The 12501-nt window shown below is 67.4% G+C and carries 10 protein-coding genes; 4 read left to right on the forward strand and 6 right to left on the reverse strand.

Going from position 1 to position 12501, the window contains the following annotated elements; translation table 11 throughout:
* Nucleotides 1-20: 20 nt before the first annotated feature.
* Nucleotides 21-983, forward strand: coding sequence for an L-lactate dehydrogenase (locus KKR91_RS04055; RefSeq protein WP_210230088.1), 963 nt, complete (start codon nucleotides 21-23; stop codon nucleotides 981-983).
* Nucleotides 984-1015: 32 nt separating this feature from the next.
* On the opposite strand, the gene putP is transcribed toward KKR91_RS04055, so the two are convergent.
* From putP to KKR91_RS04085, 6 genes are all read right to left on the reverse strand, one after another.
* Nucleotides 1016-2527, reverse strand: coding sequence for a sodium/proline symporter PutP (putP, locus tag KKR91_RS04060; RefSeq protein WP_210230090.1), 1512 nt, complete (start codon nucleotides 2525-2527; stop codon nucleotides 1016-1018).
* A 132-nt stretch (nucleotides 2528-2659) separates the two neighbouring features.
* Nucleotides 2660-4168 carry a gamma-aminobutyraldehyde dehydrogenase gene (locus KKR91_RS04065; RefSeq protein WP_210230092.1) on the reverse strand — a complete coding sequence of 503 codons (1509 nt, stop codon included), beginning with the start codon at nucleotides 4166-4168 and terminating at the stop codon, nucleotides 2660-2662.
* Entirely contained in the window at nucleotides 4165-5604 is a 1440-nt protein-coding gene (locus KKR91_RS04070) for an NAD(P)/FAD-dependent oxidoreductase (protein ID WP_210230094.1), read from the reverse strand. Before KKR91_RS04070 ends, KKR91_RS04065 begins: the two co-directional genes overlap by 4 nt.
* Nucleotides 5601-6956, reverse strand: a complete 1356-nt coding sequence (locus tag KKR91_RS04075) for an NAD(P)/FAD-dependent oxidoreductase (RefSeq protein WP_237687482.1) — start codon at nucleotides 6954-6956, stop codon at nucleotides 5601-5603. Before KKR91_RS04075 ends, KKR91_RS04070 begins: the two co-directional genes overlap by 4 nt.
* A gap of 67 nt (nucleotides 6957-7023) precedes the next feature.
* Complete coding sequence (locus tag KKR91_RS04080) at nucleotides 7024-8424, reverse strand: aspartate aminotransferase family protein (protein ID WP_210230096.1); 1401 nt, start codon at nucleotides 8422-8424, stop codon at nucleotides 7024-7026.
* Nucleotides 8421-8882 (reverse strand): Lrp/AsnC family transcriptional regulator, encoded by a 462-nt coding sequence (locus KKR91_RS04085; RefSeq protein ID WP_210233911.1) that lies wholly within the window; start codon nucleotides 8880-8882, stop codon nucleotides 8421-8423. The genes KKR91_RS04080 and KKR91_RS04085 overlap by 4 nt, the downstream gene beginning before the upstream one ends.
* 260 nt (nucleotides 8883-9142) lie before the next feature.
* On the opposite strand from KKR91_RS04085, the gene KKR91_RS04090 reads away from it, so the two are divergent.
* The 3 genes from KKR91_RS04090 to KKR91_RS04100 are packed head-to-tail and all read left to right on the forward strand — an operon-like array spanning nucleotide 9143 to nucleotide 12494.
* On the forward strand, nucleotides 9143-10357 hold the full coding sequence (locus tag KKR91_RS04090; RefSeq protein WP_210230100.1) for an ABC transporter substrate-binding protein: 1215 nt from the start codon (nucleotides 9143-9145) through the stop codon (nucleotides 10355-10357).
* Entirely contained in the window at nucleotides 10357-11547 is a 1191-nt protein-coding gene (locus KKR91_RS04095; protein WP_210230101.1) for an ABC transporter ATP-binding protein, read from the forward strand. The genes KKR91_RS04090 and KKR91_RS04095 overlap by 1 nt, the downstream gene beginning before the upstream one ends.
* A complete protein-coding gene (locus KKR91_RS04100) occupies nucleotides 11547-12494 on the forward strand; it encodes an ABC transporter permease (RefSeq protein ID WP_210230104.1) in 948 nt (315 codons plus the stop codon). The genes KKR91_RS04095 and KKR91_RS04100 overlap by 1 nt, the downstream gene beginning before the upstream one ends.
* The last annotated feature ends 7 nt before the right edge of the window (nucleotides 12495-12501 follow it).

Raw genomic sequence — 12501 nt, forward strand, 5'->3', positions numbered from 1 at the left:
AACCGGAGCGAGGCACCGGCATGGCCAATATAACCACCAGACCCGTCACCAAGTTGGGAATTGTCGGCGCCGGAAGCGTGGGCACCTCCCTGGCCTACGCGGCCATTATCAGGGATGCCGCACGGGAGATCGCCATCTACGACATCGATGCCGTCAGGGCGGAGGCAGAGGGCCTGGACCTGGCGCACGGCACGCAGTTCACCGGGGCCAGTACGGTCACCGGTGGCGGCCGCATCGAGGCGCTGGCCGGATCCGATGTCATAGTGATTACCGCCGGCGCCCGCCAGAAGCCGGGACAGACCAGGCTGGAGCTGGCCGGGGTCAACGTGGATATTATCCAGAAGCTCATGGCGCAGCTCATGGAGCAGGCCCCGGACGCCGTCTACATCGTGGTCACCAACCCCTGCGACGTGCTGACGGTGGCGGCCCAGAAGGCGTCGGGCCTGCCATGGAACCGCATCTTCTGTTCCGGCACGGTGTTGGACACCTCCCGGCTGCGGCTCCTGCTGGCACGGGAAGCGCATGTCCTGATGACCAGCGTCCACGCCACCATCATCGGCGAGCACGGGGACTCGGAGTTCCCGGTCTGGTCCAATGCCAGCATTGGGCCGGTGCCGATCCGGGACTGGAAGATCAGCGGCCGGCAGGTCTTCACCCAGGACTACCTCGACGCCCTGACTGATGACGTCGTGAATGCGGCCTACCAGGTGATCGAGGGCAAGGGTGCCACCAACTACGCCATTGGCCTCGCCGGGGTCCGGATCGTGGAAGCCGTGCTCGAGGCGCAGAACGCCGTGCTGCCGGTATCGGCCATCATGCACGGCCAATACGGCATAAACGGAGTGGCGCTGTCGCTGCCCTCCATCGTGGGCATCAACGGCGTGTACGAGATGCTGCAGATGCCGCTGGACGAGGGCGAGACCAAGAAGCTGCAGGACTCCGCCGAGACCCTGCAGAACACCCTGGCCAAGCTCGGAGTGTAACGCGGTGGGGGTCTCGGCGGGCCGCCGCGGCGCTAGGCGGGGACGGCAACTTCCGGTGCGGCGCCGTCCTTGGAAATTCGCACGGCGTCGTCGAATTCGGCGTCGATCTCAGCGGAGCGCTTGTAGGTCAGCCGGCTGACCACCACGGTCAGCAGCAGGTTGATCAGGAAGCCCGGGATGATCTCGTAGACATCGCCCAGGATGCCCGGCATCTCGAAGGTGCCCCACAGGAAGGCAACGAGCGCGCCGGCGATCATACCGGCCAGCGCGCCGGCGGTGGTGAGGCGGCGCCAGTAGAGGGCCAGCAGGATGGTGGGGCCGAAGGCAGCACCGAACCCGGCCCACGCAAAGCCCACCAGGTCCAGGATCGAGGCGTTGCGGTCCAAGGCAATCAGGATCGAAATCACCGACACCACCAGCACGCCCATTCGGCCGAGCATCACCATGGACTTCGGGGAAGCGGTGCGCTTGAACGCGATCTTGTACAGGTCCTCCACCAGTGCCGAGGAGGTCACGATCAGCTGCGACGAGATGGTGCTCATAATCGCGGCCAGCACTGCTGCCAGCACAAACCCGGCGACCAGCGGGTGGAAGAAGATCTGCGACAGCTCCAGGAACACGGCCTCAGGATCGGAGAGCGTGAGGTTGTTCTGCTGGAAGTAGGCGGCGCCGATCAGCGCCGTCATGAGGGCGCCGATCACGGTCAGCAGCATCCAGCCCACGCCGATCCGGCGGCCGGCTTTGGCATCCTGCGGGGAGCGCAGGGCCATGAAACGCACAATGATGTGCGGCTGGCCGAAGTAGCCGAGGCCCCAGGCCAGGGCTGAAATGATGCCGACGACGGTGCCGCCGGCAATCGGATCCAGCATGTCGGGATTGATCTCCCGCAGCGAGTCGGTCATGCCGGCGAAGCCGCCGACCTGGGTCAGGCCGACCACCGGAACGAGCACCAGTGCGGCCAGCATCATCAGGCCCTGGACGACGTCGGTGTAGCTGGCGGCGAGGAAGCCGCCGAAGAGGGTGTAGGCAATGGTTACGCCGGCCACGATCAGCATGCCCAGCAGGTAGGAGGACCCGAAGGAGCTCTCAAAGAAGACGCCGCCGGCAACCATGCCCGAGGAAACATAGAACGTGAAGAAGACCAGGATGATCAGGCCCGAGACCACGCGCAGCACGCGGGAGGTGTCCTTGAGTCGGTTTTCCAGGAAGCTGGGAACGGTGATCGAGTTGTTGGAGACCAGGGTGTAGGAGCGCAGCCGCGGGGCCACGAACTTCCAGTTCAGCCAGGCGCCGGCGGTGAGGCCCACGGCGATCCAGCCCTCAACAAGTCCTGACACGTAGATGGCGCCGGGCAGGCCCATCAGCAGCCAACCGGACATATCGGAGGCGCCGGCGCTGAGGGCTGCCACGCCCGGCTTCAGGTCCCGCCCGGCCAGCATGTAGTCGTCGAGGTTCGTGGTGCGGCGGTAGGCCCACCAGCCAATCGCCAACATGGCGAGCATGTAAATCGCCATGGCGATCAGCTTGTACGTCTGGTCAGTCATTGTTTTGTTAGCCGTTCACTCTGGTTACGTATCGCGGTCCGGCCCGAAAGCCCGTCCAAGTATGCCAAGGGTCACACCGGGCGGGAAATCGGACCGCCCCGGGGTGAACGGGTGGCCCGGGCGCTGTGCCGGTCAGCGGGAGCGGAAGACCGTGTCCTGCCAGTCCCGGTGCGCGGCGGTGTCACGGCTCATCATCACGTGCTTGATGTTGGTGTAGTCGGCCAGCGAGTAAGCGGACATGTCCTTGCCGAACCCGGAGCCCTTGTATCCGCCGTGGGGCATTTCGGAGATGATCGGAATGTGCTCGTTGATCCAGACGCAGCCGGCGGAGAGTTCCGCCGCCGCCCGCAGCGACCTGTTCAGGTCACGGGTCCAAGCAGAGGCGGCCAGCCCGTACGGGGTGTCGTTGGCCAGGTCCAGGCCCTCGTCATCGGTATCGAAGGGCAGGGCAGCGAGCACCGGGCCGAAGACCTCCTGCTGCACGATTTCCGAATCCTGCGCCGCGCCCGTCACCAGGGTGGGCCGGTAGTAGGCGCCGGCCGCCAGGGAACCTCCGGGGGCGCTGCCGCCGGCCAGGATTTTCGCTCCGGCGGCGCGGGCGCGGTCCACAAAGCCGGCCACCTTGTCGCGGTGGGCGTGGCTGATCAATGCGCCCAGATCGGTGTCCTCCAGGGACGGATCGCCGATCACCACGGCGTCCATGAGCTCGGCGACCCGGGCGGTGAAGGCGTCGAACAGCGGGCGCTGGATGTAGGCGCGGGTGGCCGCGGTGCAGTCCTGCCCGCCGTTGATGATGGACGCGGCAACGGCGCCGTGCGCGGCCGCCTCCACATCGGCGTCGTCGAACACCACCAGCGGCGCCTTTCCGCCCAGTTCCAGATGCACCCGTTTTCCGGTGCGGGCGGCCAGCGCCATGATGTGCCGGCCGACGGCGGTGGATCCGGTGAAGGATGTCATCGCCACATCCGGATGTGTCACCAGGGCCTCGCCGGCGGTGCGGCCGGAACCGGTCACGATATTGATGACGCCGTCCGGCAGGCCTGCCGCCGCGGCGGCCTCGGCGAACAGCAGCGAGGTTCCCGGCGTGAGTTCGGAGGGCTTGAGCACAATGGTGTTGCCGGCTGCCACGGCCGGCAGGATTTTCCAGCCCGCCATCTGCAGCGGATAGTTCCAGGGGGCTATCGAGCCCACCACGCCCACGGCCTCCCGGCGGATCATGGAGGTGGCGTTGGCCGTGTACTCACCGGCTGCCAGCCCGTCCAGGGCGCGGGCAGCGCCGGCGAAGAACACGGTGTTGTCGATCGTGCCGGGGACGTCGAATTCCGTGGCCAGCCGGATCGCCTTGCCGGTCTGCTCGGATTCGATGGCGGCGAGCAGCCCGGCGCGGCTGCGCAGTTCCGCGGCCAGCGCGTGCAGGGCATCGGAGCGCTCCGCCGGAGTGGTGCGGGACCACTCGGGGAAGGCCTGTTTGGCTGCGGCGACGGCCGCGTCGACGTCGTCCTCATTAGCGTAGCGCAGGCTCTCGGCGGCGGCGCCGGTGGCGGGGTTGATCCGTGTGGCCTCCTCCCCGCGGCCGTGCCGGTACCTGCCGCCAATGAACTGGTGGCCCTCTGAGAAGACGTGCACCGGTGTTCCGTTCATGAATCAAACCCCATTCCTATCGTGTCCAAAGCCTGCAGCAGCGGTCCCCGCCGCCCCTGCGTGCGGTCGGCGCGGACCATCGCCGCCGTGGTGGCTTTGATGCCCAGCCAGGCTGCCGGTTCCGGCGGGAACGGCAGCGGTTTTTTACGCACCAGTTCAAGGCTGGTCCGTTCGGTCTCCTCGCCGGAGAGCAGGTCGAGCAGGACGTTCGCGGCGAACCGGGTGGCGCCGACCCCTAGCCCGGTGAAGCCTGCGGCATAGGCCACGCTCTTATTGTGGGCCGTTTCGAAAAAGGAGAAAAACCTGCTGCAGGTATCCACCGCACCGCCCCAGGTGTGGCTGAAGGCGACGGTGTCCAACTGCGGGAAGGTGGCCCGGAAATGCGCGGCCAGGCGCTCGAAGGTCTCCCGGCGCTGGTCGTATTCGGGCCGCAGGCTGCGGCCGAAGTAGTAGACGGCGTCGTACCCGCCGAAAAGGATCCGGGTCCGGCCCGGGGCATCGTCCACCAGCCGGTAGTAGTGGAACCGGTTGTTCATATCGCTCAGGCCCTGCCGGTTGTTCCAGCCGACCGCGGCCAACTGCCCCGCTGAGAGCGGTTCGGTCATCAGCGCGTAGTCGTAGACCGGCACGGTGTGCAGCCGGGTCCGGCGCAGCAGCGACGGAAAGGCATTGGTGGCCAGGGCCACGCGCCGCGCGGTGACCGTGCCGCCGTCGGTGGACAGCCGGACCCCGCCGCGGTCCGGGCGCAGGGAACGGACGGGCGTGCCTTCATGGATGACGACGCCGGCGGTCAGGCAGGCGCGCTGCAGCCCCCAGGCGAGCCTGGCCGGATTGAGCAGCGCGGTGCTTTCCTTGTCCCAGAGCCCGGCGAGATAGAGCGGGGAATCCACCTCCCGGCGGACCGCCTCCCGGTCCAGGAAAACCAGCCCCGGATCACCGGCAGCCGCTTCGGCAAGCTCCGCCACCTGATAGTCCTCGGTAGCCACGGTGAGGCTGCCGGTGAGCTCGAAGCCGCAGTCGATGCCGTACCTCGAGATGGCCTGCGCCATTTCGGCCAGGTTCTCCCGGCCCAGCTTCTGCAGCTGGGCTGCCTCGCCGGGCAGGTGCTTTTCCCCATTGGCATCCCCGTGGGTCAGGCTGGCCTCGCAGAAACCGCCGTTGCGCCCGGACGCCGCCCAGCCAATTCGGCGGCCTTCCAACAACATGACCGTCCGGTCCGGATCCCGCTCCTTGGCCATCAGCGCGGTCCACAGCCCGGTGTAGCCGCCGCCGACCACCACCAGATCCGCCTCGGCGCCGCCGTGCAGGGCGGGCAGCTCAACGGGCCGGCGGGGATCGTCGAGCCAAAAGGGGGTCGCCGCGGCACCGGCCAGGGACGGTGCCACCTCCCGGGGCGGATATTGGCGTTCCGCCCGGTCATATACGGTTCCGCTCATCGTCCGGCCACCAGGTCAGCGGCCCGCGCCAGGGGAGATGTCGCAGCGGTCCGGGACCGGTTCTCCCTCCGGTCCGCGGCGTAGTAGGCCTTGTACATGGCGCTCACGCCCAGCCAGCGCAGCGGCTCGGGCTCCCAGCGGCGGACCTGCCGGTTCACCCACGGCATGCGGATCAGTTCACTGTCGGTGCCCAGCACCAGGTCCGCCAGGGTGCGCCCGGCCAGATTGGACGCAGCCACTCCGGTGCCCACATAGCCTCCGGCCCAGCCAACGCCGGTGGCCGGATCCAGCCCCACCGTCGCCTTCCAGTCGCGGGGGACACCCAACACCCCGGACCAGGCATGTTCAATCCGCGTCCCCCGGGCGGCCGGGAACATCTCGTAGAGCAAAGCCGCCAGCCGGTCTACGGTTGCGGGAGCGGTGGCGCCGTCGGTATCTGTGCGGGAGCCGAACAGGTAGGGGACGCCGCGCCCGCCCAGGGCAATCCGGCCGTCCGCCGTGCGCTGGGCATACATGTAGGCGTGGGCCATGTCTGCCACGGCGTCGAACCCGTTCCAGCCGATCTCCTCCCAGGCCGCCGCCGTGAGGGGTTCGGAAACGATCATGGAGGAGTTCATCGGGAGCCAGTCCCGGTGCGAGCCGCGCAGGTTCGCGGTGAATCCTTCCGTGGCGCGCAGCACGTGGCGGCAGCGGACGGTGCCGCGCGGGCTCACCGCGGTGCCGGTGCGGATCTCGGTGACGGGGGTGTCTTCGTACAGCCGCACCCCCAGCGACTGAACGGCCCGGGCCAGCCCGCGCACCAGCTTGGCTGGCTGCAGGCGCGCGCAGTGCGGCTGGTACAGCCCGCCCAGTGCCCCGGTCACGGTTACCCGCCCGGCGCTGGCGCCGGCGTCCAGGAGCTGCGCCCCGCCTTCGGGCCACTGTTCCTCTTCGGCGGCCCAGGCGTGCAGCCGGGCCAGCTGCGCCGGGTTGCGTGCCACGTTCAACTCGCCGCCCTTGATGATGTCGGCGTCGATCCGTTCGGCTGCGGCCACGGCGATGACCTCGTCCACGGTTCCGTTGAGCAGTTCCTGGAACCGGCCGGTGACGGCGCGGCCATGCGTCCGGACGTACTGGCCGCGTCCGCCGGTGATGCTGTTGGTGAGCCAGCCGCCGTTGCGGCCGGAGGCGCCGTACCCGGCAAACCGGGCTTCGAGCACCACGATATCGAGGGCGGGCTGCGCCTTCTTCAGGTAGTACGCGGTCCAGAGGCCGGTGTAGCCCGCCCCGACAATGACGACGTCGGCGGTGGTGTCCCCGGTGAGGGCCGGACGCGTCGAGGGGATTCCGGTGGCGGCGTACCAGAAGGACACCCGGCCGTTGACCGGGGAATCCGGTGGTGGGAGCGGTTGGGGGAGTGAAAGCGGGAGGGCATCGGAGTCAGAGATGGTTCAGCCCCTCGCTGAGGACACCGCGCAGGATCGACTCGATCGCATCGAACTCCGGCTGGCCCATGGTCAGCGGGGGAGCCAGCTGGATGACCGGATCGCCGCGGTCATCGGCCCGGCAATACAGGCCGGCGTCGTACAGGGCGGTGGACACATAGCCGCGCAGCAGCCGCTCGGATTCCTCGGCGGTGAACGTCTCCTTGGTCCCCTTGTCCTTGACCAGCTCGATCCCGTAGAAGTAGCCCTCGCCGCGGACGTCGCCAACGATCGGCAGGTCCAGCAGCTTTTCCAGGGTGGCGCGGAACGCCGGGGCGTTGGTCTTGACCCGGTTGAACAGGTCCTCTGCTTCGAAGATGTCCAGGTTGGCCATGGCGACGGCGGCGGACACCGGGTGCCCTCCGAAGGTGTAGCCGTGATAGAAGGTGGTGTCGCCCTTGGCGAACGGTTCGAAGAGCCGGTCGGTGGCGATCATGGCCCCGATCGGGGCATAGCCGCTGGTCATGCCCTTGGCGCAGGTGATGATGTCCGGTTGGAAACCGAAATCGGTGGAGGCGAACATGGACCCGATCCGGCCGAACGCGCAGATGGTTTCGTCCGCGACCAGCAGGACGTCGTACTGGTCGCAGATCTCCCGCACCCGGGCAAAATAGCCCGGCGGCGGCGGAAAGCAGCCGCCGGAATTCTGCACCGGTTCCAGGAAGACGGCGGCCACGGTGTCGGCGCCCTCGAATTCGATGGCCTCGCCGATCCGGTCCGCGGCCCAGCGGCCAAACGCCTCGGGATCCTCCAGGCCGGCAGGCGCCCGGTACTGGTTGGTGTTCGGCACCCGGAAGGCGCCAGGCACCAGCGGCTCGAAGGGAGCTTTCATGTCCGGAATCCCGGTGATGGACAGGGCCCCCTGCGGGGTGCCGTGATAGGCCACGGCGCGGGAAATAACCTTGGTCTTGCCGGGCTTGCCGGTCAGCTTGAAGTACTGCTTGGCCAGCTTCCAGGCCGATTCCACCGCTTCGCCGCCGCCGGTGGTGAAGAAGACGCGGTTCAGGTCTCCGGGGGCCCCGGCGGCCAGGCGCTCCGCCAGGTCGATGGCCGGGGGATGCGCGTAGGACCACAGTGGCATGAAGGCCAGCTCCCGCGACTGGCGGGCCGCCGCCTCGGCCAGCTCTTCGCGGCCGTGTCCCACCTGCACGGCGAACAGCCCGGCCAGTCCGTCAATGAGCTCGTGGCCACGGTCGTCGTAGAGCAGGTGCCCTTGTCCCCGGGTAATGATGGGAATCTTGCCGCCGGCGGCCTGCCCGGAGTGGCGGGCCATATGCATCCACAGGTGGTCCCGGGCCGCCTGCTGGCGGTCGGTGCCGCGCGGGGTAAGGGATTGCTGGACGGTTGTATCGGTCATCTTGTGCCCCAGTTGTAGGCCTGCTTCCGCAGGGAGAGATACATGAAGGTTTCGGTGCCGCTGACTCCGGGAAGGCTCCGGATCCGGTTGACCAGCGCCATGAGGTCCTGGTCGTTTTCGCAGACCACTTCCGCGAAAATGTCGAAGGAACCGGCCGTGACCACGCAGTAGTCCACCTGGTCGATGCCGGCTATCTTGTCTGCTGCCGCTACCGGGTCGCCGCTGGTCTTGATGCCGAGCATCGCCTGCCGCGCGAAGCCGAGCTGCAGCGGGTCGGTGACTGCCACGATCTGCACCACCCCGGCGTCGGTGAGCTTTTGTACCCGCTGCCGCACTGCCGCTTCCGAGAGCCCCACCGCCTTGCCGATGGCGGCATAGGATCGGCGCCCGTCGGCCTGGAGCTGCTCAATGATTGCCTTGGATATGTCGTCAACGCCCGGCGCAGTTGCGGATTCCACTGTTTGTGAGGGCCTTTCTCTGCGGATTTCGTACCCAAGCGGGCAATGCTGATTGATATTGAAGCCCGTAAACCGTCGATAAACAAGGGTTTTAGAAACGGATTCCATAGGTAGTTAGCGGTGTTTTTGTTGGCAACCGTTGCGTAACAAAACTTTTACAACTAAAACCTTGTCCGCCGTCGTCGCGCTCTGGCACTATCAACGCAACAACCTCCGTCCTGCGGCAGTGAATTCGCAGCAGTTGATCAGCAAGGAGCCCCATGCCCAAGCGCCCGATCACCGATCCGATGCTCCGCAGCATCGTCAACGCCCAGCTGTCCCGCCGCCGGGTCCTGGCCGGTGCCGGCGGGCTGACGCTGGCATCCCTGCTGGCCGCCTGCGGCACGGGGGGCAACTCCGGCAACCCGGCAGGTGCCGCAGCCACCGCGGCCGCCGACTTGTCCGAGTCGGAGAAAACCGTCAACTGGGCCAACTGGACGCTCTACCTGGATTACGACGACGCCACGGGCACCTACCCTTCCCTGGAGGCCTTCAGCGCCGCCACCGGCATCGAAGCCAACTACTCCGAGGACGTGGACGGCAACGACACGTATTTCGGAAAGGTCCAGGGCCAGCTCTCGGCGGGCCAGGACATCGGCGCGGACATCGTCACACTCACGGACTGGATGGCGGGCCGGCTGATCCGGCTGGGCTACACCCAGGAGCTGGACCGGGGGAACATGCCCAATGCGGGAAACCTCCTTGCCGGGCTGCAGGAGGTGGATTTTGATCCGGGGCGCAAGCACTCCATCACCTGGCAGTCGGGCTTCGCAGGCATCGTCTGGAACAAGGAGGCCTTCCCGCAGGGACTGAGGAGCGTGTCTGACCTGTGGCAGCCGGAGCTGAAGGGACGGGTGGAGGTCCTGGACGAAATGCGGGACACCATCGGGCTGCTGATGCTGGAAAACGGCGTGGATGTCAGCGGGGACTGGGGGAGCGACGAGTTCGATAATGCCCTCGACATACTCTCCCAGCAGATCGCAGACGGACAGATCCGCCAGGTCAAGGGCAACTCCTACAAGGAGGACCTCATCTCTGGCGATGCGCTCGCCGTCATCGGCTGGTCCGGGGACATCACCCAGCTGAACTTCGAGGAGGGCGACAAGTGGGGCTTCGCCCTGCCTGAAGCCGGCGGGACCCTCTGGTCCGACAACATGCTGGTGCCGATCGGCTCACCGCACAAGGCCAACGCCGAGAAGCTGATGAACTATTACCTGGACCCCGAAAACGCGGCAACGGTGGCCGCCTACGTCAATTACATCTGCCCGGTGGAGGGCGCCCGCGAGGTGATGGAGTCCATTGATCCGGCGCTCGCGGAGAACCCGCTGATTTTCCCCACCGAGGAGTACCTGTCCCGCGCCCATGTGGTCCGCACCCTGACGCCCGATGAGGAAACGGACTTCAGTGACCGGTTCCAGACCGCGATCGGCAGCTGATGGCAGCCCTTGACCTTGCGCCCGATTCCGGCGCCCGCCAGAAGGCATCCGGCGGGGACCTGGTGCTCTCCGGACTGTCCAAGAGCTTTGCCGACTTCACCGCCGTCGACCACCTGGACCTGGTGATCCCGTCCGGATCGTTTTTCGCCCTGCTGGGTCCCTCCGGCTGCGGAAAGACCACCACGCTGCGGATGGTCGCCGGCTTGGAACAGCCCACCGCCGGCACCATCAGTATCGGCGGGCGGGACATCACCGCGGCCGGAGCCCACCAGCGTCCGGTGAACACCGTCTTCCAGAACTACGCGCTCTTTCCGCACATGAGCGTGCTGGACAACGTTGCCTTCGGCCTGAAGCGGCGCAAGGTGCGCGATGCCGAGGCACAGGCCAAGGCTGCGCTGGATCTGGTGGAACTCGGGCATCTGGGCGCCCGCCGCCCCGCCCAGCTTTCCGGCGGCCAGCAGCAGCGTGTGGCGCTGGCCCGCGCCGTGGTCAACCGGCCGGCCGTCCTGCTCCTGGATGAACCGCTGGGGGCGCTGGACATGAAGCTGCGCCGGCAGATGCAGGTGGAGCTGAAGAACATCCAGCTGGAGGTGGGCCTGACCTTTGTCCATGTCACCCACGACCAGGAGGAGGCCATGACCATGGCCGACACCGTGGCCGTGATGAACAGCGGACGGGTGGAACAGATGGGCGCTCCGCAGGAGCTGTACGAATTGCCGCGGACCGCCTTCGTGGCCAACTTCCTGGGCAAGTCCAACCTGATGCCCGCCGAGGTCACCGGCGAGGACGGCCCGGACCTGCTGGTCAACGCCGGCGGACACCGGCTGCGGCTGCGCAAGGACCGGGCCTCAGACCACAGCGGCCGGGTGCTGATCGGCATCCGGCCGGAGAAGCTGCGCATGGTCCTGGGCGCCGCTCCGCCTGCCCCGCCTGCCCCGGCTGCCGGCGCGGGCAACGCGTGGGCGCAGCCGCTGCGGGCAGTGGTGCTGGATGCCTCGTTCACCGGCGCGTCCACCGAATACGTGGTGGATGTGGAGGGCATCGGCACCATGGGGGTTTTCAGCCAGAACCATGGCGGAGCCCTGGCCGCGCCCGGCGACCGCGTGACCCTGAGCTGGGACGCCGAGCATGCCTTTGGCCTTCGCGGCGACGAGGACCGCTCGGCCGGCGCGGGCGAGAGCGCACTCTGATGGCACTGCTCACTGCTGCCGGCCGCGGGCCAGGGGCAGGCGGCGCAGGGTCGGCCGGCAGCGGCGATGCGGAGAATGAGGCCCTGCGGCGCCGGGGCCGGGTGGGCTACCTGCTGATCCTGCCCGGCTTCATCTTCATGCTGCTGTTCTTTGTCCTGCCGGTCTTCTCCCTGCTCGCCACCTCGCTGTACGTCAAACCCGAGGGCGCCGACGTCGGCGAGTTCGTCCCGGCGCTGGAGTTCGGCAACTACGCGGTGGTGCTGGCGAACTACTGGCCGGCCATCCTTCGGTCCTTCGGCTTTGCCCTGGCCGCGACTGCCGCGGCGCTGCTGATCGGTTATCCGATGGCGTACCTGGTGGCCGTGCGGCTGCGGGCGCACAAACTGCTCAAGGGCATCCTGCTGGTGTTGATCATCGCGCCGTTCTTTACCAGCTTCATCCTGCGGACCCAGGCCTGGAAACAGATCCTTTCCGACGAGGGGCCGGTAGTCGCCGTCCTGCGCAACCTCTCTCTGCTGCCCGACGACGGACGGCTCACCGCCACCGCGTTCGCCGTGATCTGCGGCCTGACCTACAATTTCCTGCCATTCATGACGCTGCCCATCTATGCCTCCCTGGAGCGGATGGACCCCAAGCTGATCGAAGCCGGGGGAGACCTGTACGCCAGCCCCGCAGGCACGTTCGCGCGGATCACCTTTCCGCTCTCCCTGCCCGGCGTCATCGCCGGAACCCTGCTCACCTTCATCCCGGCCACGGGCGACTACGTGAATGCCGCGCTGCTGGGCAACAACCAAAACACCACCATGATTGGGCAGGTCATCGATTCCCGGTTCTTCCGCGTGGTGGACTACCCCGGCGCCTCTGCGCTGTCGTTCCTGCTGATGCTGGCGATCCTGTTCCTGGTGATCCTGTACGTCCGGCGCTTCGGCACGAAGGAACTGATGTGAGGGACTC

Origin of the sequence: Arthrobacter jiangjiafuii (assembly GCF_018622995.1) — a bacterium.
GTDB classification, from domain to species: domain Bacteria; phylum Actinomycetota; class Actinomycetes; order Actinomycetales; family Micrococcaceae; genus Arthrobacter_B; species Arthrobacter_B jiangjiafuii.

Bases quoted from the DNA above. Each gene is read 5' to 3' on its own strand.
- KKR91_RS04090 (WP_210230100.1), top strand. From the start codon at position 9,143: ATGCCCAAGCGCCCGATCACCGATCCGATGCTCCGCAGCATCGTCAAC.
- KKR91_RS04055 (WP_210230088.1), top strand. From the start codon at position 21: ATGGCCAATATAACCACCAGACCCGTCACCAAGTTGGGAATTGTCGGC.
- KKR91_RS04080 (WP_210230096.1), bottom strand. From the start codon at position 8,424: ATGACCGATACAACCGTCCAGCAATCCCTTACCCCGCGCGGCACCGAC.
- putP (WP_210230090.1), bottom strand. From the start codon at position 2,527: ATGACTGACCAGACGTACAAGCTGATCGCCATGGCGATTTACATGCTC.
- KKR91_RS04065 (WP_210230092.1), bottom strand. From the start codon at position 4,168: ATGAACGGAACACCGGTGCACGTCTTCTCAGAGGGCCACCAGTTCATT.
- KKR91_RS04095 (WP_210230101.1), top strand. From the start codon at position 10,357: ATGGCAGCCCTTGACCTTGCGCCCGATTCCGGCGCCCGCCAGAAGGCA.
- KKR91_RS04100 (WP_210230104.1), top strand. From the start codon at position 11,547: ATGGCACTGCTCACTGCTGCCGGCCGCGGGCCAGGGGCAGGCGGCGCA.
- KKR91_RS04070 (WP_210230094.1), bottom strand. From the start codon at position 5,604: ATGAGCGGAACCGTATATGACCGGGCGGAACGCCAATATCCGCCCCGG.